Origin of the sequence: Bacillus methanolicus MGA3 (genome assembly GCF_000724485.1) — a bacterium.
Lineage (GTDB): Bacteria > Bacillota > Bacilli > Bacillales > Cytobacillaceae > Bacillus_Z > Bacillus_Z methanolicus_A.
This window is the reverse complement of record NZ_CP007739.1, coordinates 247,051-271,710: the sequence shown is the minus strand read 5'-3', so window position 1 is coordinate 271,710 and position 24,660 is coordinate 247,051. Positions and strand designations below refer to the sequence as shown.

20 protein-coding genes, 13 tRNA genes and 3 rRNA genes are annotated in these 24,660 nt (G+C 42.6%); 4 read left to right on the top strand and 32 right to left on the bottom strand.

Going from position 1 to position 24,660, the window contains the following annotated elements; all coding sequences use genetic code 11:
- Positions 1–167: 167 nt before the first annotated feature.
- The 9 genes from BMMGA3_RS01525 to groES all read right to left on the bottom strand — a co-directional run bounded on the left by BMMGA3_RS01525 (position 168) and on the right by groES (position 9,403).
- Complete coding sequence (locus BMMGA3_RS01525; RefSeq protein WP_034669668.1) at positions 168–1,550, bottom strand: vWA domain-containing protein; 1,383 nt, start codon at positions 1,548–1,550, stop codon at positions 168–170.
- Positions 1,551–1,601: 51 nt separating this feature from the next.
- The gene (locus tag BMMGA3_RS01520; RefSeq protein WP_034669670.1) at positions 1,602–1,808 is read right to left on the bottom strand and encodes a hypothetical protein; all 207 of its coding nucleotides are present in this window, start codon (positions 1,806–1,808) and stop codon (positions 1,602–1,604) included.
- Between the two features lie 16 nt (positions 1,809–1,824).
- Complete coding sequence (locus BMMGA3_RS01515; RefSeq protein ID WP_003349704.1) at positions 1,825–2,757, bottom strand: type II secretion system F family protein; 933 nt, start codon at positions 2,755–2,757, stop codon at positions 1,825–1,827.
- Positions 2,758–2,761: 4 nt separating this feature from the next.
- The gene (locus BMMGA3_RS01510; RefSeq protein ID WP_003349705.1) at positions 2,762–3,688 is read right to left on the bottom strand and encodes a type II secretion system F family protein; all 927 of its coding nucleotides are present in this window, start codon (positions 3,686–3,688) and stop codon (positions 2,762–2,764) included.
- Entirely contained in the window at positions 3,685–5,037 is a 1,353-nt protein-coding gene (locus tag BMMGA3_RS01505) for a TadA family conjugal transfer-associated ATPase (RefSeq protein WP_003349706.1), read from the bottom strand. Before BMMGA3_RS01505 ends, BMMGA3_RS01510 begins: the two co-directional genes overlap by 4 nt.
- 12 nt (positions 5,038–5,049) lie before the next feature.
- Positions 5,050–6,201, bottom strand: coding sequence for a CpaE/TadZ family protein (locus tag BMMGA3_RS01500; protein WP_003349707.1), 1,152 nt, complete (start codon positions 6,199–6,201; stop codon positions 5,050–5,052).
- An 80-nt stretch (positions 6,202–6,281) separates the two neighbouring features.
- A complete protein-coding gene (locus tag BMMGA3_RS01495) occupies positions 6,282–6,995 on the bottom strand; it encodes a Flp pilus assembly protein CpaB (protein ID WP_003349709.1) in 714 nt (237 codons plus the stop codon).
- A 417-nt stretch (positions 6,996–7,412) separates the two neighbouring features.
- Positions 7,413–9,026: a chaperonin GroEL gene (gene groL, locus BMMGA3_RS01490; RefSeq protein WP_003349710.1), complete on the bottom strand. Its 1,614-nt coding sequence runs from the start codon at positions 9,024–9,026 to the stop codon at positions 7,413–7,415.
- A 92-nt stretch (positions 9,027–9,118) separates the two neighbouring features.
- A complete protein-coding gene (groES, locus tag BMMGA3_RS01485; RefSeq protein WP_003349711.1) occupies positions 9,119–9,403 on the bottom strand; it encodes a co-chaperone GroES in 285 nt (94 codons plus the stop codon).
- Between the two features lie 292 nt (positions 9,404–9,695).
- Here groES and BMMGA3_RS01480 point away from each other — a divergent pair, with 292 nt between their 5' ends.
- A complete protein-coding gene (locus tag BMMGA3_RS01480) occupies positions 9,696–10,427 on the top strand; it encodes a CPBP family intramembrane glutamic endopeptidase (protein ID WP_003349712.1) in 732 nt (243 codons plus the stop codon).
- Positions 10,428–10,625 carry a YdiK family protein gene (locus tag BMMGA3_RS01475; RefSeq protein ID WP_003349713.1) on the top strand — a complete coding sequence of 66 codons (198 nt, stop codon included), beginning with the start codon at positions 10,428–10,430 and terminating at the stop codon, positions 10,623–10,625.
- A 124-nt stretch (positions 10,626–10,749) separates the two neighbouring features.
- Here BMMGA3_RS01475 and BMMGA3_RS01470 read toward each other — a convergent pair whose 3' ends face one another.
- Positions 10,750–11,397, bottom strand: a complete 648-nt coding sequence (locus tag BMMGA3_RS01470; RefSeq protein ID WP_003349714.1) for a redox-sensing transcriptional repressor Rex — start codon at positions 11,395–11,397, stop codon at positions 10,750–10,752.
- Positions 11,398–11,418: 21 nt separating this feature from the next.
- Positions 11,419–11,913 (bottom strand): cyclic pyranopterin monophosphate synthase MoaC, encoded by a 495-nt coding sequence (moaC, locus tag BMMGA3_RS01465; protein WP_003349715.1) that lies wholly within the window; start codon positions 11,911–11,913, stop codon positions 11,419–11,421.
- A 140-nt stretch (positions 11,914–12,053) separates the two neighbouring features.
- Here moaC and BMMGA3_RS01460 point away from each other — a divergent pair, with 140 nt between their 5' ends.
- Positions 12,054–13,973, top strand: a complete 1,920-nt coding sequence (locus BMMGA3_RS01460; protein ID WP_003349716.1) for an ABC-F family ATP-binding cassette domain-containing protein — start codon at positions 12,054–12,056, stop codon at positions 13,971–13,973.
- A gap of 253 nt (positions 13,974–14,226) precedes the next feature.
- Here the strand turns inward: BMMGA3_RS01460 and tsaD are convergent, their stop codons facing one another.
- The 21 genes from tsaD to BMMGA3_RS01355 form a co-directional block, all read right to left on the bottom strand.
- Entirely contained in the window at positions 14,227–15,249 is a 1,023-nt protein-coding gene (tsaD, locus tag BMMGA3_RS01455) for a tRNA (adenosine(37)-N6)-threonylcarbamoyltransferase complex transferase subunit TsaD (protein ID WP_003349718.1), read from the bottom strand.
- Positions 15,246–15,695: a ribosomal protein S18-alanine N-acetyltransferase gene (rimI, locus tag BMMGA3_RS01450; RefSeq protein WP_003349720.1), complete on the bottom strand. Its 450-nt coding sequence runs from the start codon at positions 15,693–15,695 to the stop codon at positions 15,246–15,248. The genes tsaD and rimI overlap by 4 nt, the downstream gene beginning before the upstream one ends.
- Positions 15,696–15,720: 25 nt before the next feature.
- Complete coding sequence (gene tsaB / locus BMMGA3_RS01445; RefSeq protein WP_003349722.1) at positions 15,721–16,419, bottom strand: tRNA (adenosine(37)-N6)-threonylcarbamoyltransferase complex dimerization subunit type 1 TsaB; 699 nt, start codon at positions 16,417–16,419, stop codon at positions 15,721–15,723.
- Entirely contained in the window at positions 16,416–16,871 is a 456-nt protein-coding gene (tsaE, locus tag BMMGA3_RS01440; RefSeq protein WP_003349723.1) for a tRNA (adenosine(37)-N6)-threonylcarbamoyltransferase complex ATPase subunit type 1 TsaE, read from the bottom strand. The genes tsaB and tsaE overlap by 4 nt, the downstream gene beginning before the upstream one ends.
- A gap of 217 nt (positions 16,872–17,088) precedes the next feature.
- Positions 17,089–17,164, bottom strand: a tRNA-Asp gene (locus tag BMMGA3_RS01435).
- Positions 17,165–17,168: 4 nt separating this feature from the next.
- Positions 17,169–17,242, bottom strand: a tRNA-Met gene (locus BMMGA3_RS01430).
- A gap of 151 nt (positions 17,243–17,393) precedes the next feature.
- Positions 17,394–17,509, bottom strand: a 5S ribosomal RNA gene (rrf, locus tag BMMGA3_RS01425).
- 210 nt (positions 17,510–17,719) lie between these two features.
- A 23S ribosomal RNA gene (locus BMMGA3_RS01420) occupies positions 17,720–20,654 on the bottom strand.
- Between the two features lie 274 nt (positions 20,655–20,928).
- Positions 20,929–22,479, bottom strand: a 16S ribosomal RNA gene (locus BMMGA3_RS01415).
- The 16S, 23S and 5S rRNA genes sit together here with 13 tRNA genes alongside, the layout of an rRNA operon.
- A 196-nt stretch (positions 22,480–22,675) precedes the next feature.
- Positions 22,676–22,749 (bottom strand) — tRNA-Gly (locus BMMGA3_RS01410).
- 21 nt (positions 22,750–22,770) lie between these two features.
- A tRNA-Pro gene (locus BMMGA3_RS01405) sits at positions 22,771–22,847 on the bottom strand.
- A 7-nt stretch (positions 22,848–22,854) separates the two neighbouring features.
- Positions 22,855–22,931 (bottom strand) — tRNA-Arg (locus BMMGA3_RS01400).
- Positions 22,932–22,989: 58 nt separating this feature from the next.
- Positions 22,990–23,075: transfer RNA gene (locus BMMGA3_RS01395), tRNA-Leu, on the bottom strand.
- 63 nt (positions 23,076–23,138) lie between these two features.
- Positions 23,139–23,220 (bottom strand) — tRNA-Leu (locus BMMGA3_RS01390).
- 10 nt (positions 23,221–23,230) lie between these two features.
- Positions 23,231–23,306 (bottom strand) — tRNA-Lys (locus tag BMMGA3_RS01385).
- Positions 23,307–23,314: 8 nt separating this feature from the next.
- A tRNA-Gln gene (locus tag BMMGA3_RS01380) sits at positions 23,315–23,389 on the bottom strand.
- 60 nt (positions 23,390–23,449) lie between these two features.
- Positions 23,450–23,525 (bottom strand) — tRNA-Asp (locus tag BMMGA3_RS01375).
- A 79-nt stretch (positions 23,526–23,604) separates the two neighbouring features.
- A tRNA-Glu gene (locus tag BMMGA3_RS01370) sits at positions 23,605–23,676 on the bottom strand.
- Between the two features lie 15 nt (positions 23,677–23,691).
- Positions 23,692–23,782: transfer RNA gene (locus tag BMMGA3_RS01365), tRNA-Ser, on the bottom strand.
- Between the two features lie 6 nt (positions 23,783–23,788).
- Positions 23,789–23,860 (bottom strand) — tRNA-Asn (locus tag BMMGA3_RS01360).
- A gap of 116 nt (positions 23,861–23,976) precedes the next feature.
- Positions 23,977–24,450, bottom strand: coding sequence for a SprT family protein (locus tag BMMGA3_RS01355; RefSeq protein ID WP_003348415.1), 474 nt, complete (start codon positions 24,448–24,450; stop codon positions 23,977–23,979).
- Positions 24,451–24,544: 94 nt separating this feature from the next.
- On the opposite strand from BMMGA3_RS01355, the gene cmpA reads away from it, so the two are divergent.
- Positions 24,545–24,658 carry a cortex morphogenetic protein CmpA gene (gene cmpA, locus BMMGA3_RS17700; protein WP_003348416.1) on the top strand — a complete coding sequence of 38 codons (114 nt, stop codon included), beginning with the start codon at positions 24,545–24,547 and terminating at the stop codon, positions 24,656–24,658.
- Positions 24,659–24,660: the final 2 nt, after the last annotated feature.

The following is a 24,660-nucleotide window of genomic DNA, read 5'->3' as shown; positions in this document are numbered from 1 at the left end:
GGTTGTCCCGGAGTTAATGCTTTCCCCGGATTTATTGGCTTTCCCGGGGTGATAAAACTTCCTGCAAAGCTGATGATCGGAAAAGAGTTCCAAAATAAAAGGACAACAATCATCAAAAGAGCAGCTAGTCTGCTGCTTAAAGTCCTTTCACTCATTTTTTCACCCCTTTACTGGGCATTTTGCTGATACTTTTCTTCCAAAGCTTTTATTGCTTCTGTATAACTTTTTTCATTTAGGCTTTTTAATTCTGTCTCAAACTTCTTCACTTCTGATTTGATCCAATCATGATACTCATTATTTTTCTGATCCAAATATCTATATGATTCATCATCAATCTTTCCATTTTCCTTTAAAATGTGCATAATAAGCCCAATCTCAACTTTTTCGAACTCTGCATTGTATTCTTCACCAGTGATGTAACCGAAAATTTCAAGATCATTTTGGATTTTCTTACGTTCTAACTTTTGCATATTTTTTTCTTTCCAGTCTTTCCACGTTTCTGCCAAATCTGTTATTTTCTCAAGCTCTTTTTTCAGTTCGCTTTCATCATTTACTTTCTGATAGATGCCTTCAGTAGCATCGGCAATTTGAATTAGTTGATTTTGCCCTTTGGCATCTACATCAAATCCAATTACATTGATAATTGGAGAGATATTTGAATTATATAGATCTTTTGCTGCTTGAACTGGATTATCATTACATGTAGATACTCCGTCGCTTACAAGATAAACAATGTTTGTGTTTTTCGTTCCATCAAATTGTTCCAGGTCTTTCTTCGCTTCTCTAAGAGCCAATCCAATTGGAGTCCAACCGGTCGGCTGGATTTTATTTAGAGCGGATTGAAATTTTCCTTTATCAATTGGTGAGATTGGATACATAATTTCACTGCTGCTACAAGATAGTTTCTTATCTGAATCTGCATTACTTCCTTTATGCCCATAAACTCGAAGCCCGACTTTCGCACCTTCAGGAAGTTGGTCCACAAAATCTGTTATCGTGTCTTTTGCCGCATCCATTTTTACTTTTCCGCCGGTTGATTGGGCCATACTTCCGGATGCATCCAAAATTATTTCTACATTCAGGTTTTCTTTGAACTGATATCTTGAATCTTCAACATCGGGGTTTCCAATCGATTGGAATCGCAACTGTCTAATAAGGGCTTCCGGTCCTTTAAAATCTTTCTGCACCATTTTTAACAATTCTCTATAAAAATGGTCCAATTCTTTTTTTGAAGGATTGGATGAAATATCGGGCAAATCTTTAAAGGCCTCAAGGGTCTTTTCCGGTTCGCCCAATTTAGGATTAAAATTAACGTGTTCACCAACTGGAAGATCAGCTAACTCTTCATATGTACTCGGAAGAGGTTCTGGTTCAATACTCTTTTCTTCAGATTTATTTTTGTTTTTATTTTCCTTTTCAGGCACTTGTTTTGTTCTTTGTTCAGCAGCTTGTTGTTTTACTTTGCCTTCCACTTCTTTCTCTTCCTTGCTGCATGCTGGTAAAATAATTAGTAGAATAGCTAGTAAGATTATTTTTAAATTAAACCTCAATTTTCCCACCTGCCTTTAAAAAATCACAGGGGGCATTCGCCCCATTTGAAATTACCCTACCATTTCTGAGATTTTTTTAAGAATATTTTCAATTACGTTTCCAATTCCATCTTTTTGGGTATCCACAGCCTGAGAAATAATCCCAAGAACCAATATCAACAACGCCGCCAATCCAAGCCACTCTAAAGATTGAGCACCTTTTTCATTTTTTACCGGATACATCATTCTCGTCCAAACTTTAATCATCATGTTTTTCATTTCAATCTCTCCTTTTTTATTTGAATAAATTAAATAGATTACGATTGTCATTAAACATATTGATTACCATTAAGCCGCCAATTAAGATGAGGGCGGAAGGCATGACGATGAACGTCGTGATCAATGTTACTTTCGGAGATGCTTTCGCTGCCTGCTCTTTTATTTTTTCTTTTTTGATTTTCCTCATTTCTTCGGCCTGTTGTTTAAACGTCCGGGAAATCGGAACACCTAGTCTCTCTCCCTGGATAAGCGACTTAATCAGCATTTGAAATTCCCGGCTGTCATTTCGGTCAAGAAGTGACCGGTATGCTTCAGCTCTCGGAACACCCACATCCGTTTCCTGAATAAATCTTCCGAATTCATCCTTGATTGGTCCTTCAAAATAAGGAACGATATCCCGTAAAGCTTGATCCAAGCCAACACCTGCCTGAAGGGTTACACTCATCGTGTCCAAAAAGTCTGGCAACTGAAACGATAATTCCTCCTGGCGGTTTTTCGCCTTCTGTTTTAGCCAAAGAATTGCCCCCATATAACCGGCAAAAGGAAATAGAATAACGGCAATCTCTGCAAAAGGGAGCCTTAGTACGAGTGATATTCCCCCAATGATTAGACCAACGACAGTAAGGAATATTTTTAATCCTTGGAATCGCTCTACTGTTAATTGATAGGGAAAACCCGCCTGCATCAGCAATTTTTGAACATCCTGATTCTCACTGTAGAAATTAATCCTCTGGCCTATCGCGGAAAAGTCATCAGCATAATGCAGCATTTTCGAAATGACTTTATCTTTTCTCGTGACTTTCTTTTCAAAAACATTGTAAATAAACGTTTTTTCCTTTATTTCCTCTTCCAGTTCTTCTTTCAATATCAAATAGTTATAAAAACTTCTTAGTGAAAGGGCTAGAAAAATAAGGGAAAGGCAAATGATAATAACTATTAATCCATCCATCTTTTCACACCCTTATATTGGTTACCTTTCTAACAAGAATAAACGTTAAGACAGTCCCTCCTAAGAAAAATAACAGAAGAATAATCCCTATACCGGAAAACAAAGGATCCAAAAATCCATCAATCACATTATTCATCATTAATACGAGAAATACAGGAATAACTGGAACAAGATACGAAACATATCTTTGCTCTGCGGTCATCGTTTTAATTTCCTGCTGCAAAATTTTCCGTTCCTCCAGAGTCTGGCTCATTTCATCCAACACGGAGTAAAGGTTTCCTCCTGCTTTCTTTTGGATCAGCAAAGTGGCCACAAACAACTGGAATTCCCTGCTTTCAATCCGTTTTTCCATTGCTTTTAGCGCTGAATTAAAGTCAATACCTAAAGCGATTTCCTGTGCAAGCCTTTGGAACTCTCCTTTAGCAGGCTGACTTACTTCCTGGGCAACGAGATTAATTCCTTGGGTTAATGTCATTCCTGAACGGGTAGCATTCGCAAGAGTACGGCAAATTTCCGGGAGCTGCTCAACAATCCGTTGCTTCATCCGATTCTTTCTCACTAGAAAAAGCACTCTTTTTCCGGCCTCTAACACAAGTCCTGCGATAACAAAATTAATCGGAAATTTAATACTGAAAAAATTTTGCAAAATAATGATGATGCCCATATAGGAAACGATCAACGCACCTATATATTCGGATGGCGTGAACGGTATGTTTGCTGCCCGCAGCTTTTCATAAATCGGCTGGGCCGCTTCCGTTCGATCAAAGCGATCTCCCATTAAAACAATGATGCTTTTTCGCTTGTTTGCTCCATGATAAAAATCGTTTACGTTCTTTCTCCATTCCCGCTTATCTTTCCGATAATCCAAAAAGTAATAGATCGAGAGAATAAAAGAAAAAGCTGCTGCAGTAGCGATCATGAACGGTATCATTGGTTCACCTCCTCATATACGGGAGTAAAGGCTGCCTCAGGAATTGAAATTCCGAAAACTTTTAATCTGTCAAGACATTCTGGAATGTAACCTGTCGGTGTAAAATATCCTTCAATCGTTCCATCCGATTTCATTCCTATTCTTTTAAAATGAAATATTTCTTTTATCTCATGGGAACCGTTCGAACTTTTTATTACTTCAGAAATAGATATTATTTTCCGAGTTCCATCAGTAAGCCTTGCAGCCTGAATGATAATATCAAGTGCCCCAACGATATATTCCCGAATGATATGGCTTGGAAGCTCCATGCCGGCCATGACAACCATCGCTTCCACACGACGGAGGGCATCATCAGGTGAATTGGCATGAACCGTTGTAATCGATCCTTCATGACCTGTGTTCATGGCCTGAAGCATATCAAATGCTTCTCCGCTTCGCACTTCTCCAACAATGATCCTGTCCGGTCTCATCCGGAGTGCGTTTTTCACAAGCTGCCGGATGGTAATTTCCCCTCTTCCCTCCACGTTTGCGGGTCTCGCTTCCAAACCGACAACGTTTGGACGGTCCAGCCGCAGCTCTGCAGAGTCCTCAATCGTGATGACCCGTTCTCCGTATGGAATGGATGCAGCAAGAACATTTAAAATTGTTGTTTTCCCGCTTCCCGTACCGCCGGATATTAACGTATTCATCTTCGCCTTAACAATGCCGTCAAGAAAATCGGCCATTGCAGAGTTAAGAGTATGAAAGTTTAATAGATCCTCCATCTTAAACGGTTCTTTTCGGAATTTCCGGATCGAAACTAATGTACCGTTTAAACTAATCGGCGGAATGACCGCGTTTACCCGGCTGCCATCAGGCAAGCGGGCATCAACCATTGGTGAACTTTCATCAATCCTTCTTCCAATCGGAGCGACAATCCGGTCGACGATATGGCGAACATGGTCATCGTCACGAAATTTCACTTCCGTTAGTTCAAGTTTTCCAAACCGCTCTACATACACTTCGTTCCAGCCGTTAATCAAAATCTCTGTAATAGACGGGTCATTGATTAAAGGCTCCAGGGGGCCATATCCCACCGATTCATCAAGAATGCGAGTAATCAAAATTTCTTTATCATGACGGGAGATAATAACTTTTTCTTCCGCCATAAATTGGCTTACAAGCTGTTCAATCCTTAACCTCATCTCTCCCTGGGAAAGCTTAGTGAGCGCCTCAAGGTTTGTATCCCTTAACAATCTTGCCTTATAGTGTTCTACCAGCTCATCGACAAGATGGTTCTCATATTGATAGGATTGCAGCTTAGCTGAACTTACAATTTTCTCTTTGCGCTTTTCGAATAAAGATGCCATTAATAAATCCCCCTATTTCAATAAAGAAAGCGCCCATTTTTTCACATCTTTAGCAAAAGGAATTAGTCTTTTCTCTTTTGCCGTTTTTCTTACCGGCTCCCCTTTATTTAGGAAGGGCTGAAGCCCTTTATAATCAAAACGAACGGATGCCGCAATTGGAAATCTGAGAACATTTTTTAAATCTTTTTCTTGGATTTCATTTTCCTTTCCAGTTTTATTAAGGATGATCGATGTTCTTGAAGGAAGTTCAATTCCTAATCTGACCGCAAGTTCTTCAAATTGTTTTAATACTTTCAAAGCAGGCGTATCCGGAGTAAGGACATAGAAAATTTGATCTGATTCTTCCAGTGCGGTGACAACCTGGCTGTTGATATAGGACGGCAAATCCACAACGACAAAATCAAAGCTTCGTCTGCATGTTCTAAGCAGTTTGGCGACAAATTCTTCTGTTATTATTTCTGCAGCTTCAGCATCACACGGACTGATGAGCACATCGAGCTTAGAGGTGTCAAGTTTCTGCGAGACATTACGGATATGGCTTTCGTTTAACTCATTAATAACCGGAGTTAAATCTGCAATCGAACGGTTTGATTGAATGGAAAGAAGCGTTTCGATACCTCCAAATTGCAGATTCAAATCAATCAGAATGACCTCCGCAGTCGACTCGAGCTTGATGGTTTGCGCCAAGGCTGAAGCAAGATTTGATTTCCCGCTGCCCCCGTTTCCGCTAAAAATAGAGAGAATCTGGCCTCTTCCTCTGGTAAAAGACAAAAAAATCTCATCTTTTTTTATTTTCTGAATTTCATAGTTTTGAAAAATGGCAGGAAAGCGGCTCACAAACAAACTATGTTCTTCCGGATAGACAAAGAATTCAGTGGCTCCCGCTTTAGTAATGTTTCTCAACTGTGTAAAATCGTAGCCTTTAGCGATAAAAATCACTAATGTGGACGGGCTTATCGACTTAATATACTGGATGCTTTCTACAGCAATATCACTTTCCGGCTGAACAAAGATCACAATATCTTGAACATCCCTGTTTACTTCGCGAACAACATCTCCTGTGTCAATTAACTGAACGCTATAGCTGCCTGATATGGCATTTAAAATTTGATTATGAATGACCTCATCATCGCTAACTAATAAAACTTTAAGATTCGGCTCCATCGTATTCCCTCTTGCTTATTATTTTGTCTTTACGCTTGTAGCAGGATCTGTTTTTTGTTCAGAAGGCTTTGCAGCTGGTATTATCTGTGCTTAATTCGCATTGATTGTTTCTTTACTGCCGCTTGCTCAGCAGCCTTCTTTTCAGTACTTTCTTGCGATTCATTGGTTAAGTCCGCCGAATCGTCCTTCCCTACATTTGCTTTTAGCACTCTAACTTTATCTGCATAATTTTGTATATGTATCAGTTTTGGTGCATCCTCCATACTTACTTCCAAGGCAACCCCTGCAAATTTATCTCCTGTCCCTTGTGCATATGCTACCGGAACATCTCTCATAAAAATTTCCGTTTTCGGTTTCCCGTTGATTTTAGTCGAAACGATAATATCGACTCTATCTAAGGCTTCGATCACCTGATCAAACTGGACTTTCTCAGAAGGATACATGGCCACTAATCGATTGTTTTCTTTACGTAAATTAGAAAAAGGCTTGAGCATATTTTTAGTAATGATCTCTCCATTGGATAATGGAACAACCAGAACCATGTTCACCAATTCGTCTTTTTTCGTTACATGTGCCTTATTCACGAACTTATTCGGAATTTCCATTGTTGTGATTTGACTCTCCTTAATGAGAGTCCGTGCCGGAATGTCTCCCTTGGCAACATAAATTTTTGTCATTCCTCCCAGTTCAGCATTTAGATCTCTAACCTTCTGTAAGACTAAGTTTCCTGCCACTGAAGCTAAAAGGAAGGAAAGGATTAAAAATATCCCGGCTCTTTTCTTTGACTCCAACATCCTGCATCTTCTCTCCCAAAAAAAGATATTTTTATATATGGAGATTTATTCTTTGCTTTTTATCAAAAAACCAATATTTAGAAAGAATTCTTTCTTTTTACTTAACTTACTACCAGTTGTTCACAAAACTGTCAAACTTGCGAACGAGTTTGTCGAAGTTTGTCTGGTATATTTTCCTTGCAAAATCTAGAAATCGAGATAATTTTTAGGAAAAAGGTCGGATGGGTGAGTAGGCAGATCAGCGAATAATTTTCAAAATATTTTTTGTTTTTGTTAATTTTCTGTAATTTATGTTACAAATGTTAAATTTTGTAGGCCTTATTTCTCTTTTTTTTGACGTGCAATAAATAGACCGGCTATGATTGAAAAAAGCAAAAAAAAAAGAAACCCCTAAATACTAGGGGTTTCCGTCATATATTACATCATGCCGTTCATGTCAGGCATTGCAGGACCTTTGTTTTCTTCTGGTTTGTCAGCAACAACTGCTTCAGTTGTTAAGAACATAGCCGCAACAGATCCAGCGTTTTGAAGAGCAGAACGAGTAACTTTTGTTGGATCAACGATACCAGCTTCGATCATATTTACCCATTCGCCAGTAGCAGCGTTGAAGCCTACACCAACTTTTTCACCTTTTAAGCGTTCAACGATTACAGAACCTTCAAGGCCAGCGTTTTGAGCGATTTGACGTACAGGTTCTTCCATTGCACGTAAAACAATGTTAACACCTGTAGCAACATCGCCTTCAGCCTCGATAGAAGCAACTTTATTGTATACATTAAGAAGTGCAGTACCACCACCGGCTACAATACCTTCTTCAACAGCAGCACGAGTTGCGTTTAATGCATCTTCGATACGAAGTTTGCGTTCTTTTAACTCAGTTTCAGTAGCCGCACCAACTTTGATTACCGCTACACCGCCTGCCAATTTAGCTAAGCGTTCTTGTAATTTTTCACGATCGAATTCAGAAGTAGATTCTTCTAATTGAAGTCGGATTTGGTTAACACGAGAAGCGATTTGTGCAGAATCGCCGGCACCTTCTACGATTGTTGTATTTTCTTTCGTTACAACAACTTTAGAAGCGCGTCCTAAAGAATTGATTGTTGCAGATTTCAAGTCACGGCCAAGCTCTTCAGAGATCACTTCACCGCCAGTCAAGATTGCGATGTCTTCAAGCATAGCTTTGCGGCGGTCACCGAAACCAGGAGCCTTAACAGCTACTGCATTGAATGTTCCGCGAAGTTTGTTCACTACTAATGTAGCAAGTGCTTCACCTTCAACATCTTCAGCAACAATCAATAATGGTTTGCCTTGTTGAACAACTTGCTCAAGTACAGGAAGGATATCTTGAATGCTGGTGATTTTTTTGTCTGTGATTAAGATATAAGGATTTTCAAGAACTGCTTCCATTTTGTCAGAATCAGTTACCATGTAAGGAGAAGCGTATCCACGGTCGAATTGCATACCTTCTACAACATCTAATTCAGTTGTGAAGCCTTTAGATTCTTCGATTGTGATTACGCCGTCTTTGCCAACGCGTTCCATTGCTTCAGCGATAATTTGACCAACTTCTTCGTCAGCAGCAGAAATAGAAGCAACTTGTGCGATAGATTCTTTTCCTTCGATTGGCTTAGAAATAGCTTTTAATTCTTCAACAGCTTTCGCAACCGCTTTTTCGATACCTTTACGAAGCCCCATTGGGTTAGCGCCAGCTGTTACGTTTTTAAGGCCTTCACGGATCATTGCTTGAGCAAGAACAGTAGCAGTAGTTGTACCGTCACCGGCTACATCATTTGTTTTGCTTGCTACTTCTGCAACAAGCTTAGCACCCATGTTTTCAAAAGCATCTTCTAACTCAATTTCTTTCGCAATTGTTACACCGTCATTTGTAATTAACGGAGAACCAAATTTTTTCTCAAGAACCACGTTGCGTCCTTTTGGTCCAAGAGTCACTTTTACTGCATTTGCAAGAGCATCTACACCGCGAAGCATCGCACGACGTGCATCTTCACTGAATTTAATCTCTTTTGCCATGTTAAAAACCTCCCCTAATTTTTCTCATAACATTCTAACGTTTTGTCTAAGTAATCTGATCTTTCCCACATGGTCGGAACGGCTATTTCATTTTACTCTACGACAGCGAGAATGTCGCTTTCACGCAAAATTAGATATTCCTTGCCATCATACTTTACTTCTGTACCAGCGTATTTTGAGAAGATAATGCGATCGCCTACAGAAACCTCAATTGCTACACGCTCACCGCTGTCAAGAACACGGCCGGTTCCAACAGCTACTACTTTACCTTCTTGAGGCTTTTCTTTCGCAGTGTCTGGTAAAACGATACCGCTTGCAGTTTTTTCTTCTGTTTCAACAAGCTCAATTACAATGCGATCACCTAGTGGCTTTAACAAGGGAAACAACCTCCTCAAATATTGTTATAATAATCTTATTTATCAGCACTCACACCCATTGAGTGCTAACACAATTATTATATTAAATAAATCGAATCTCTTTTGCAAGCATAAAGAAAAAAATTTTTGAAATTAATAACCCGATTTTCTTCACCGTTTTTTCTGCATATAAGAGTATGCTTCAATAACCCTAATTTATTCCTTTATGTCCAAAGAATTTGAAACAGCCTGCCCTTCAATAGTAGAATGGTACAGAGTCCATAAGTTTTTGGAAAAAAGGAGTTAAATACAATTGAAAAAGGAATATTGGTTCATATTAATAGCGTATATTGCCATGCAGCTGTCCAGTCTAATTGGGATTCCGTTAATTACTTTTTTAGGAGCTTTCTTCGGCAAAAACATCAGGGAAATGGAAGTACTCGCGGTCCCTTATTGGCTGGTCATCAGTTTTACCGTTACATTAATCATTGTTCTTTTGTTATTGAGAAAAGAAATTATAACAGGTTCAAATACAAGAAATGCAGCCTCCGCAATTTCTTCGTTCTTTTGGTCTGTCGGCGGCGTCTTCCTGGCCCTTTTTGCCCAATCCATTGCCGCCAATTTTGAAAGACTAATCGGAATTAAAATGGGTTCGGAAAATACTCAGCAAATTATTAGCATTATTGAGTCTTTTCCTTTTGTTATTTTAGTAAGTTCGTTTATTGGCCCGATTTTAGAGGAAATTGTTTTTCGCAAAATTATTTTCGGAGCGCTTCATAAGAGGCTGAACTTCTTTCTGTCCGCACTGATCAGTTCTGTCATTTTCGCTCTGGCCCATTTTGAACCCGAGCATATTATTTTATATTCTACAATGGGCTTTACGTTTGCATATCTTTATGTTAAAACGCAACGAATTATCGTTCCCATTATTGCCCATGTAACAATGAATACATTCGTCGTGTTGATTCAGTCCGTTTACAGAGAAGATATTGAGAGAATTCTGCGCGATATGGAAAAAATACAAAGTCTTATTGGAGGATTTTAGATGAGGCAATCTCCCTTGATTTCAGGTATATTTTATATAATGCTTGGCACTTTATTCACCTTTTTTGCCATCCAAAATGTGAATGAAGCCGGCTGGGGATTTTTTACTTACTTGCTCGTGATATTAGCAACATTTGATATCGGATCAGGAATCAGAATGATTGCTTTTCATTTTAAGATTAAAAATGTCAACAAATAATACCGCAGCCAAGAAGTGGCACGCTTGACAAAGAAATGATTAAATAAGACAAGGAGGCTGACCTTATGAGTCCAGCCCCTTATTTTGCATTAAAATTAATGCGTTTTTAAGAACAAAATCTTCATTAAGCCTCTTCTGACGGATAGTGCTTTAAGAAATAAACTAATGACTGCAATTCTACCGCTAAATCGATATGATGGACACGGATCGTTGACGGAACATTTAATCTTGCCGGAGTAAAGTTTAAAATACCTTTTACATTTGCCTGAACAAGTCGGTCTGTAACCGGTTGTGCTTCCGGTACAGGAACGGTTAAAATTGCAACTTGGACATCCGTTTCGATCAATTTTTTTTCAAGTTCATCCATATGATAGACAGGTACTTGCCCTACCTTTGTTCCCACTTTGTTTTGATCAATGTCAAAAGCGATTTCAATTTTCGTGTTGTTGTTTTTAAGTATACTATAATTTAAGAGTGCAGTCCCTAAATTCCCAACTCCGATTAAAGCTACTTTTGTCAGCTCATCCTGATCAAGTGCTTTGCGAAAAAAAGACAGCAGATAGCTCACATTGTATCCATATCCTTTTTTTCCTAGAGCACCAAAATAAGAAAAGTCCCTGCGAATTGTTGCTGAATCTACTTTTACAGCTTCACTTAGTTCAGCCGATGAAACCTTTTGTTTTCCGGAAGAATGCAGGTTTTTCAAAAAGCGATAATATAAAGGCAGCCTCTTTGCAGTTGCTTGAGGAATTTTCACCAATTCGTTTGACATCTTTCATTCACCGCCTTTTGTTTATTTACTTCCTTTCTCTCTAAAATAATCTCCATTTTTTCCGCCTGTTTTTTCAACTAAATACGTCTTTCCAATAACCATACCTTTGTCGATGGCTTTACACATATCATAAATCGTAAGAGCACAGACAGAAGCTGCCGTTAGTGCTTCCATCTCTACTCCTGTACTCCCCTTTGTTTTAACCGAAGCTAAAATATTTAGAGTATAGTTTTCCTGATCATTCTTCCAGGAAAATGAAATATCTACTCCTGTAAGAGGAATAGGATGGCACATTGGAATGATTTCCCATGTTTTTTTTGCTGCCATCACTGCAGCAACTTGAGCAACTGCCAGTACATCCCCTTTTTTCATTTTATTCCCTGTAATTTTTTCGTATATTTCTTTATTTACTGTAATACTCGAATGAGCTAATGCAGTTCGAACCGTTTCCGGTTTACTACTCACATCTACCATTTTCGCTCTGCCTTCTTCATTGAAATGAGTGAACTCCGCCATAAAATACACCTCACATCAAATCATACACTATTTTGACATATCTGTGTGAAAACTTTGTAACATTGTTCACAAATTTGCGTATATTGCCGTCAATATTTGAATGAGATACACTAGTTCTATGATAATTGAGGTGAAAATTAATGATTTTATTACAAGTTAATCAACTAACAAAATATTATGGTGCTGACCTTATTTTATCGAATATAAAGCTTGAAATACAAAACCGTGACAGAATTGCCCTTGTCGGAAGAAACGGCGCAGGAAAATCTACCCTATTAAAAATTATTGCCGGGCATCTGTCGTACGATTCAGGCGAGATTATCAAGCCAAAGGATGTTTCAATCGGATATTTAGCACAAAATACTGGACTTGAATCCGATTTGACCATTTGGGATGAAATGATGGCTGTTTTTGAATCGCTGCAAAAAATGGAAAAAGAGCTGCGAAAATTAGAAGAAAAAATGGCAGACCCGGCTGTGTTCGAAAATCCATCTGCCTACGAACGTATACTCAAAGAGTACGATCTTTTACAAATTCAGTTTAAAGAGCAAGGCGGTTATCAATATGAAGCGGATATCCGGTCTGTCCTTCACGGGCTTAATTTTCATGAATATGATCATACGACTAAAATATCAAGTCTGAGCGGGGGCCAGAAAACAAGACTTGCCCTTGGAAAGCTGCTTTTAACAAAGCCGGATATTTTGATCTTGGACGAGCCGACTAACCACCTTGATATTGAAACATTATCGTGGCTTGAGCAATATTTGCAAAATTATGATGGAGCAGTATTGATCGTTTCCCATGACCGATACTTCTTAGATAAGGTCGTAACTCAGGTTTATGAAATTTCACGCCATCAAATCCAAAAATATCATGGCAATTACAGTTCATATCTCCAGCAAAAGGCCGAAAACTTTGAACGAGAAATGAAGCAGTATGAAAAACAACAGGAAGAAATATCAAAATTACAGGAATTTATTGCGAGAAATCTGGCCCGTGCATCAACAACAAAGAGAGCACAAAGCAGGCGTAAACAACTCGAAAAAATGGAGATCATGGACCGTCCTCTCAGCGATGAAAAGTCTGCTTCTTTTTCCTTTGACATTGAACGCCAAAGCGGAAATGATGTGCTTAAAGTTCATGATCTCGCCGTAGGATACAAAGAAAATAAGGTTTCAGAAAATATCTCATTCCGGATCACCCGCGGAGACAGCATCGCTTTAGTCGGTCCAAACGGAATCGGAAAATCTACTTTATTAAAAACAATTGTCAAAAAACTACCCGCTCTTTCAGGAGAAATTCAATACGGTTCAAATGTAACAATAGGCTACTATGACCAGGAACAAGCTGATCTAACGTCGAATAAACGGGTTTTAAATGAATTATGGGATGAACATCCATTAAAGACTGAAAAAGAAATCCGTACAGTGCTTGGAAATTTCTTGTTTTCTGGGGACGATGTACTAAAACCCGTTTCTTCTTTAAGCGGAGGAGAAAAGGCAAGGCTCGCCCTGGCAAAATTAATGATGCAAAAAGCCAATTTTCTTGTTCTCGACGAACCAACTAACCATCTTGATTTAGACAGCAAGGAAATTCTCGAGAATGCTTTAATTGATTATCCAGGAACGATTCTATTTGTATCCCATGATAGGTATTTCATTAACCGGATTGCAACGAAAGTTCTGGAGCTCAGTCAAAATGGAGCCGTTGAATATTTAGGCGATTATGATTATTTTTTAGAAAAGAAACAGGAAAAAGAAGAAATTCGTGCGCTTGAGCAACAGCAAACAGAAACGACTGAGCCTATAAAACAAGAAAAAAACACATATCAGCAAGACAAAGAAGCCAAAAAGCTTGAAAGACAGCGCAAAAGGCGGATTGAGGAGATTGAAGCCCTAATTGAATCACTAGAAGAACAAATAACTAATAATAACCAGCTTCTTTGTGAACCGGAAATCTATCAAGATCATGAAAAAGTGATGGAAATCAATCTGCAAAATGAAAAAGCAAAGTCAGAGCTTGAAGCTCTATTGGAAGAATGGGCAGAGCTTGCTGAATAGAAAAATAGTGCCCGTGGACATGCACGGGGCTGCAACCCAGCTGTACAAAGATTACGGGCTGGGTTTTTTATTTATTCGATCTAATATGCCGAAAAAGTTATTCACAACCTTATCCACTATACAATTACTTATTTAAAAAGTTTTTAACAACTTTTCCACACAATCCACAATATTTTATTATTTTATCCACAAAATTAACAAATTTTAAAAATTATCCACAAAAAAACTCCCTGTTTAAAGGGAGTTTACCAAATTAGTTGTGGATTGTTATATCTAAGCCCGGACTTGCATTTAGAGCCAAATCTGCCCGTTTTCCTTTTTCAAACAACACGCTTCCTGCCGCAGCAATCATGGCAGCATTATCCGTGCAAAGAGAAAGCGGAGGTATAATTAGTTCGATATCTGGTAATTCCTTAAATGATTCCTCTAATGCAGTTCTTAAACCCGTGTTGGCAGCTACTCCGCCTGCCAGTACCACTTGCTTTACTTCATAAGCTTTTGCTGCTTTTACCGTTTTGGTTACCAGAACATCAATCACACTTGCCTGAAAACTGGCTGCCAAATCCTCCGGTGCAATCTTATCTCCGCGCTGTTCCGCGTTATGAATCACGTTAATAACAGCTGATTTTAATCCGCTGAAACTGAAATCATACGAGTCTTCTTCGAGCCAGGCTCTCGGCAGCTCAATTTTAGGCTCGCCATTATGTGCAAGCCGATCTATATGCGGCCCTCCTGGATAAGGCAAGTTTAATGTTCTTGCCACTTTATCATATGCCTCACCAGCAGCATCATCTCTTGTTTCTCCAATCACTTCAAAATGGCCATGTTCTTTCATATATACAAGCTCTGTATGGCCGCCCGATACAACAAGGGACAAAAGCGGGAACTTCATTTCAGCTACAAGCCGATTTGCATAAATATGGCCAGCGATATGGTGCACCCCAACTAGGGGAATTGAATGGGCAAAGGCAATAGCCTTTGCTGCATTTACTCCTATCAAAAGTGCTCCAACCAAACCGGGGCCTTCCGTCACAGCAATGGCATCAAGATCTCCGTATGAGATGCCTGCCTGTTTCATCGCTTCTTCTAATACGATGGTTATTTGTTCGACATGATGGCGGGAAGCTATTTCAGGAACAACGCCGCCAAATCTCTTATGGCTTTCAATTTGCGATGCGACAATATTAGCCGCAATCTCCCGGCCGTTTTTAATAATCGCCACCGCTGTTTCATCACAGCTCGTTTCAATTCCCATAATCCATTGATCTTTTTTCATAAATTCACCCACATTACTAACGCATCTTCCTGGTTATCTGTATAATAGTTTTTTCGTATTGCTCCATTTTGAAAACCAAGCTTTCGATATAGTGATTGTGCAACATAATTCGTGACCCTGACTTCTAATGTCATCGTCTTAGCCCCATACTCCCTTGCAATCTCCACTACTTTACGCAATAAAGCTTCTCCAAGCTTTTTCCCTCTATATTCCGGAAGAAGAGCAATATTTGTAATGTGGGCCTCATCTACAACAACCCACATTCCGCAATAGCCAACAACTTTTTCATGATCTTCGAGAACAATATAAACAGCAAATTGATTTTTCGTTAGCTCATTATAAAAAGCTTCCCGGCTCCAAGGGAGAGTAAAAGATGCATGTTCAATCTGCAATACCTGGTCAATATCTTTTTCTTCCATAAAACGAAACATTAAAGAGTCATTCATAATGTTCTTCCTATCCAATCACCAGTTATTGGTTTTTCTTCGATTCAAGCCATTTTGCCTCGGCTTCAGCCAACCTGATATAATTCGGTACAAAAGAGTGAATATCTTCTCCTGGTTTATCCTTTCCTAAAAAAGCCAACTCGGAAGGCCGCGGATTATGTTCCGTTATTTCAGCAAAAACTGCCTTTTCCTCAAGAGCTTTTTTAATAGCAACTTGATGGAGTGGGAGGTCATTTCCCACAAAAAGAATCGATTTATCAAGTCCCCTTAATTGATTTACCCAATCCTCAGTTAAAATGATCTCGTCGTTTTTGATGGTAACCAGCTTGCCATTTTGATATTGGTATAACCCGGTATAGATTTGTCCTCTTCTCGCATCAAATAGCGGTGATACATACCCATTAAAATATCTGCCCACTCCGGAAGCAATCACTGCTAGGCTGGAAATTCCAACAAGCGGGATATTTAATATCCATGCCAGTGTTTTCGCAATTGTAACTCCGATTCGAACTCCCGTATAAGAACCTGGACCTTTTGCAACAACAACTTTTGTTAAATCCGCAGGAGTTAAATCACATTCCTTTACTAAAGCTTCAATAGCAGGCATTACTCTGATCGAATGGTTTTTCTTAACATTCGTAATATATTCGCCCATTACTTTCTCTTCATTGATAATGGCAATCCCTAAAGGATAATTAGATGTATCGATGGCTAATACATTCATGAAAAAATCTCCTTACATAATTCCTCGTAACGCTTCCCTTTTGGCTGTAAAACGATACGCCTTTTTTCATTATCTTCCCGGTATATAGAAATTGTTAATATTTCAGATGGAAGCTGTTCTTCAATAAGATGAGCCCACTCAACAACTGTTACTCCATCTCCCTCAAAATACTCATCAAAGCCCAAGTCTTCATAAGCGTCTTCGACCCGGTATACATCCATATGATAAAGAGGCAGTCTTCCATGGTATTCTTTAATAATCGTAAATGTTGGGCTATTTACGTTTTTCCTAATTCCCAGCCCTTCTGCCAACCCTTTTGTAAAAGTCGTTTTTCCGGCTCCTAAATCTCCTTCAAGAGCAAGAACATCACCTGGTTTTAAAAATTTTGAAAGCTGCTTCGAAAATTCCAGCGTATCGCACGTTCCTCCGGAGAGATATTCATATTGTTTCATAGGTTAATCACCTTGTACCTTTTTTCACATTGTTTACATAATTGTTGAAAACGATTAATGTTTATACAAAAAAACCTTAGGAATCTTCCTAAGGAGCTCACACTCTATATGTAGTTTACATGATTTAATGAAGATGATCAAAAATGAGTAGTATATTATTAGTGATAAAAAAAAACGAAACATCGTTTCGTTAAGTTCGCTCTATCATCCTATAAACTGGCGGTCCCGACGGGAATCGAACCCGCGATCTCCTGCGTGACAGGCAGGCATGTTAACCGCTACACTACGGGACCCAGATTGCGGGGGCAGGATTTGAACCTGCGACCTTCGGGTTATGAGCCCGACGAGCTACCGGACTGCTCCACCCCGCGACGATGTTATTATATTCAGATTGGCGCTTATTTTAGCTTAGGACTGTCCCGACCTCAGAAAGTTAAACCAAGATGCCGTTCGGTCGGTACAACTCGAAGTTATTCAATGAAGTAACGCTCGTTGCTCCACCCCGCGACGATAAATACAAAAGCCTGGCAACGTCCTACTCTCGCAGGGGCAATGCCCCAACTACCATCGGCGCTGAGAAGCTTAACTTCCGTGTTCGGTATGGGAACGGGTGTGACCTTCTCGCCATCGTCACCAAGCCTACATCATTGAATCATCCTCTCTGCTGGCTTGCGACGAGGTGAACAGCTTCACCTTCGAATATGCTATGCCACAGGAGCAGGCTTACATCTACAATGTTTTAGATATTCACTATGTAGAAGAGAATTTTCATTCTCTCAAAACTAGATAATGTTATGAAGAAGTGAAGAACAATGAGTATCACTTGCGGACTTCTTCCGCTTTTTAATTTGGTTAAGCCCTCGATCGATTAGTATCTGTCAGCTCCACGTGTCGCCACGCTTCCACCTCAGACCTATCAACCTGATCATCTTTCAGGGATCTTACTAGCTTGACGCTATGGGAAATCTCATCTTGAGGGGGGCTTCATGCTTAGATGCTTTCAGCACTTATCCCGTCCGCACATAGCTACCCAGCTATGCCTTTGGCAAGACAACTGGTACACCAGCGGTGCGTCCATCCCGGTCCTCTCGTACTAAGGACAGCTCCTCTCAAATTTCCTGCGCCCGCGACGGATAGGGACCGAACTGTCTCACGACGTTCTGAACCCAGCTCGCGTACCGCTTTAATGGGCGAACAGCCCAACCCTTGGGACCGACTACAGCCCCAGGATGCGATGAGCCGACATCGAGGTGCCAAACCTCCCCGTCGATGTGGACTCTTGGGGGAGATAAGCCTGTTATCCCCGGGGTAGCTTTTATCCGTTGAGCGATGGCCCTTCCATGCGGAACCACCGGATCACTAAGCCCGACTTTCGTCCCTGCTCGACTTGTAGGTCTCGCAGTCAAGCTCCCTTATGCCTTTACACTCTGCGAATGATTTCCAACCATTCTGAGGGAACCTTTGGGCGCCTCCGTTACTTTTTAGGAGGCGACCGCCCCAGTCAAACTGCCCACCTGACACTGTCTCCCGCCCCGATCAGGGGCGCGGGTTAGAATTTCAATACAGCCAGGGTAGTATCCCACCGACGCCTCCACCGAAGCTGGCGCTCCGGCTTCTCAGGCTCCTACCTATCCTGTACAAGCTGTACCAAAATTCAATATCAGGCTGCAGTAAAGCTCCACGGGGTCTTTCCGTCCTGTCGCGGGTAACCTGCATCTTCACAGGTACTATAATTTCACCGAGTCTCTCGTTGAGACAGTGCCCAGATCGTTACGCCTTTCGTGCGGGTCGGAACTTACCCGACAAGGAATTTCGCTACCTTAGGACCGTTATAGTTACGGCCGCCGTTTACTGGGGCTTCGATTCAGAGCTTCGCTTTTAGCTAACCCCTCCTCTTAACCTTCCAGCACCGGGCAGGCGTCAGCCCCTATACTTCGCCTTGCGGCTTCGCAGAGACCTGTGTTTTTGCTAAACAGTCGCCTGGGCCTATTCACTGCGGCTTTTCCGGGCTATGCACCCAGAAAAGCACCCCTTCTCCCGAAGTTACGGGGTCATTTTGCCGAGTTCCTTAACGAGAGTTCTCTCGCTCACCTTAGGATTCTCTCCTCGCCTACCTGTGTCGGTTTGCGGTACGGGCACCTTTTTCCTCGCTAGAGGCTTTTCTTGGCAGTGTGGAATCAGGAACTTCGGTACTACATTTCCCTCGCCGTCACAGCTCCGCCTTCTGCTAACGGGATTTGCCTCGTTAGCGGCCTAACTGCTTGGACGCGCTAATCCAGCAGCGCGCTTGCCCTATCCTCCTGCGTCCCCCCATCGCTCAAACGGAAAAGAGGTGGTACAGGAATATCAACCTGTTGTCCATCGCCTACGCCTTTCGGCCTCGGCTTAGGTCCCGACTAACCCTGAGCGGACGAGCCTTCCTCAGGAAACCTTAGGCATTCGGTGGATGGGATTCTCACCCATCTTTCGCTACTCATACCGGCATTCTCACTTCTAAGCGCTCCACCAGTCCTTCCGGTCTAGCTTCAACGCCCTTAGAACGCTCTCCTACCGCGGACACCAAACGGTGTCCACCCACAGCTTCGGTGATACGTTTAGCCCCGGTACATTTTCGGCGCAGAGTCACTCGACCAGTGAGCTATTACGCACTCTTTAAATGGTGGCTGCTTCTAAGCCAACATCCTGGTTGTCTAAGCAACTCCACATCCTTTTCCACTTAACGTATACTTTGGGACCTTAGCTGGTGGTCTGGGCTGTTTCCCTTTTGACTACGGATCTTATCACTCGTAGTCTGACTCCCAAGGATAAGTCTTTGGCATTCGGAGTTTGTCTGAATTCGGTAACCCGATGAGGGCCCCTAGTCCAAACAGTGCTCTACCTCCAAGACTCTCACACTTGAGGCTAGCCCTAAAGCTATTTCGGAGAGAACCAGCTATCTCCAAGTTCGATTGGAATTTCTCCGCTACCCACACCTCATCCCCGCACTTTTCAACGTGCGTGGGTTCGGGCCTCCATCCAGTGTTACCTGGACTTCACCCTGGACATGGGTAGATCACCTGGTTTCGGGTCTACGACCACATACTCATTCGCCCTATTCAGACTCGCTTTCGCTGCGGCTCCGTCTCTTCGACTTAACCTTGCATGTGATCGTAACTCGCCGGTTCATTCTACAAAAGGCACGCCATCACCCATGAATGGGCTCTGACTACTTGTAGGCACACGGTTTCAGGTTCTCTTTCACTCCCCTCCCGGGGTGCTTTTCACCTTTCCCTCACGGTACTGGTTCACTATCGGTCACTAGGGAGTATTTAGCCTTGGGAGATGGTCCTCCCTGCTTCCGACGGGATTTCACGTGTCCCGCCGTACTCAGGATCCACTCGGGAGGGAACGAAGTTTCGACTACAGGGTTATTACCTTCTCTGACGGGCCTTTCCAGACCTCTTCGTCTACTCCGTTCCTTTGTAACTCCATGTTGAGTGTCCTACAACCCCAGGAGGCAAGCCTCCTGGTTTGGGCTGTTCCCGTTTCGCTCGCCGCTACTCAGGGAATCGCGTTTGCTTTCTCTTCCTCCGGGTACTTAGATGTTTCAGTTCCCCGGGTCTGCCCTCCTAGCCCTATGGATTCAGGCTAGGATCCTATCCCATTACGGATAGGGGGTTTCCCCATTCGGAAATCTCCGGATCAACGCTTACTTACAGCTCCCCGAAGCATATCGGTGTTAGTCCCGTCCTTCATCGGCTCCTAGTGCCAAGGCATCCACCGTGCGCCCTTTCTAACTTAACCTTCAAGGTTTGAAACCTAAAATGGCGATACTCGGTTCTTCTTTTGCCTTCTTCAATACGATTATCTAGTTTTCAAAGAACGAAGTTCTGAGGAATTGCTCCCTCAAAACTAAACAAACAAAAGCGATCAACTATTCTGTTGTAATGTCTAGCTACGGCTCCTAGCCTCTCGAGTCGCTTCGCTTCTTCTGTCAAAGTCTTTTGGACTTTTCCGCCAGAAGCTCCAGCGCTTGTCGAGGCTGACCAGTCGCCTTTGCTTTTCGAATAATCCTTAGAAAGGAGGTGATCCAGCCGCACCTTCCGATACGGCTACCTTGTTACGACTTCACCCCAATCATCTGTCCCACCTTAGGCGGCTGGCTCCTTGCGGTTACCTCACCGACTTCGGGTGTTACAGACTCTCGTGGTGTGACGGGCGGTGTGTACAAGGCCCGGGAACGTATTCACCGCGGCATGCTGATCCGCGATTACTAGCGATTCCGGCTTCATGCAGGCGAGTTGCAGCCTGCAATCCGAACTGAGAATGGTTTTTTGGGATTGGCTCAGCCTCGCGGCATCGCAGCCCTTTGTACCATCCATTGTAGCACGTGTGTAGCCCAGGTCATAAGGGGCATGATGATTTGACGTCATCCCCACCTTCCTCCGGTTTGTCACCGGCAGTCACCTTAGAGTGCCCAACTGAATGCTGGCAACTAAGGTCAAGGGTTGCGCTCGTTGCGGGACTTAACCCAACATCTCACGACACGAGCTGACGACAACCATGCACCACCTGTCACTCTGTCCCCCGAAGGGGAACGTCCTGTCTCCAGGATTGTCAGAGGATGTCAAGACCTGGTAAGGTTCTTCGCGTTGCTTCGAATTAAACCACATGCTCCACCGCTTGTGCGGGCCCCCGTCAATTCCTTTGAGTTTCAGCCTTGCGGCCGTACTCCCCAGGCGGAGTGCTTAATGCGTTAGCTGCAGCACTAAAGGGCGGAAACCCTCTAACACTTAGCACTCATCGTTTACGGCGTGGACTACCAGGGTATCTAATCCTGTTCGCTCCCCACGCTTTCGCGCCTCAGCGTCAGTTACAGACCAGAGAGCCGCCTTCGCCACTGGTGTTCCTCCACATCTCTACGCATTTCACCGCTACACGTGGAATTCCGCTCTCCTCTTCTGCACTCAAGTTCCCCAGTTTCCAATGACCCTCCACGGTTGAGCCGTGGGCTTTCACATCAGACTTAAGGAACCGCCTGCGCGCGCTTTACGCCCAATAATTCCGGACAACGCTTGCCACCTACGTATTACCGCGGCTGCTGGCACGTAGTTAGCCGTGGCTTTCTGGCCAGGTACCGTCAAGGCACCGCCCTATTCGAACGGTACTTGTTCTTCCCTGACAACAGAGCTTTACGACCCGAAGGCCTTCTTCGCTCACGCGGCGTTGCTCCGTCAGACTTTCGTCCATTGCGGAAGATTCCCTACTGCTGCCTCCCGTAGGAGTCTGGGCCGTGTCTCAGTCCCAGTGTGGCCGATCACCCTCTCAGGTCGGCTACGCATCGTCGCCTTGGTGAGCCGTTACCTCACCAACTAGCTAATGCGCCGCGGGCCCATCTGTAAGTGATAGCCGAAGCCATCTTTCAGCTCTTTCCCATGCGGGAAAGAGGATTATCCGGTATTAGCTCCGGTTTCCCGAAGTTATCCCGGTCTTACAGGCAGGTTGCCCACGTGTTACTCACCCGTCCGCCGCTGACTTCAGGGAGCAAGCTCCCATCGGTCCGCTCGACTTGCATGTATTAGGCACGCCGCCAGCGTTCGTCCTGAGCCAGGATCAAACTCTCCAAAAAAGAGTAAGATATGCTCATAAAAAATAGAATTAACGCTATACAGTTTCGGCTCCCAGCTTCTCGGCCGCTTCGCTTCTTCTGTCAAAGTCTTTAAGGACTTTTCCGCCAGAAGCTCCAATGCCCTTCGAAGCTAACCGGTCGCCTCCACTTTTAAATGTTGACGCTTTTGTTTGTTCAGTTTTCAAGGAACAATTTTTGGAGCGGGTGATGGGAATCGAACCCACGACAACAGCTTGGAAGGCTGTGGTTTTACCACTAAACTACACCCGCATTTTCAATTATCATCTCGAATGGTCGGGAAGACAGGATTCGAACCTGCGACCCCATGGTCCCAAACCATGTGCTCTACCAAGCTGAGCTACTTCCCGAATATAATGGCGCGCCCGACAGGAGTCGAACCCATAACCTTCTGATCCGTAGTCAGACGCTCTATCCAATTGAGCTACGGGCGCTTTTTTAAAGCAACTATAATATAGTATCATAACCACAAGATAATGTCAACATCTTTTTTGGTGCGGCCGAGAGGACTTGAACCTCCACGGGGTTGCCCCCACTAGGCCCTCAACCTAGCGCGTCTGCCATTCCGCCACGACCGCCTATTAAAACGACAAAGTTTATTTTACCATCAATCTCTTCGTTTTTCAACTAAAAATTGATGATGCGGGTGAAGGGAGTCGAACCCCCACGCCTTACGGCGCCAGATCCTAAGTCTGGTGCGTCTGCCAATTCCGCCACACCCGCTAAATTTTAATGGTGAGCCATGGAGGATTCGAACCTCCGACCCTCTGATTAAAAGTCAGATGCTCTACCGACTGAGCTAATGGCTCTTGTTTATTGGCTGGGCTAGCTGGATTCGAACCAGCGCATCACGGAGTCAAAGTCCGTTGCCTTACCGCTTGGCTATAGCCCAACTATTAAAACAACTATAATATTTTACAAAAAGAAAAGAAAAAATGCAACCGGTAAATACTGGCGGTCCCGACGGGAATCGAACCCGCGATCTCCTGCGTGACAGGCAGGCATGTTAACCGCTACACTACGGGACCAGGCCGCAAGGCAATAAATCATTTGCGCCTTGCCCCGAGAATATAAACAACAAGTGGCAAGGCGCTTTTACTCTTGTGATGACCCGTACGGGATTCGAACCCGTGTTACCGCCGTGAAAGGGCGGTGTCTTAACCACTTGACCAACGGGCCATATTGAATTCTTTCTGGCGGAGAAGGAGGGATTTGAACCCTCGCGCCGCTTGCGCGACCTACACCCTTAGCAGGGGCGCCTCTTCAGCCACTTGAGTACTTCCCCATAAGGCTCCGCAGGCAGGATTCGAACCTGCGACCGTTCGGTTAACAGCCGAATGCTCTACCACTGAGCTACTGCGGAATAATCATCATCTTATCGACTCTTTATATTATAGGGACGTGATCCTTGACTGTCAAGGTAATTTTATTAAAAAACAATATTTTTAACCTGTCACGATTCAGTAATTTATCATGCTTTTACTCTGCTGTCAACTCCTTTAATTTTATCAATTTCCCTCTGCATTTTCCGCAAACATATTTTGATGTATTAATAGATCTTCTTCGCTTATAAATCTCATTGCAGCTTTTGCAAGAATAGATTATTATTTTGCCCGATTTTCTTCTTTTTCTTTGCTCAGGAAGAGGACTGCAAAAACGCGGAGCATCCACTTTTTTTAGAAGGTTTCTAAAATCTCGGTCACGATGACGGAATCCTTTTCCTTCAAGATGCAAATGATAATGGCAAAGTTCATGTTTTATAATGCCAATTAGTTCTTTTTCACCAAGCTGTTCATAATATTTTTTGTTGATTTCAATGTTATGGGAGTGGAGCAAATACCTCCCTCCTGTTGTCCGAAGCCGTGGGTTGAACATTGCACGATGGCGGAAAGGCTTATTGAAATAGGCAAGAGATAATTCTTCAACAAGTTTTTGCAGTTCTGATTCTTTCATAGCTTTTCCGCTCCTCTTTCTGTAAACATGACAACCTATTATAGCATACATTAAATATACCTATTAGAAGATTCACTTTTCGGGAGGTTTTAGTATGCCAACCTGGTTTCAAAACCAAATGAAGAAAGCTTTCTACGAAAAGGATAGATATCAAATAAAAATTTTAAATCAATGCTGGTTTTTTTACAGAAAAAAACACTGCTCATAGCA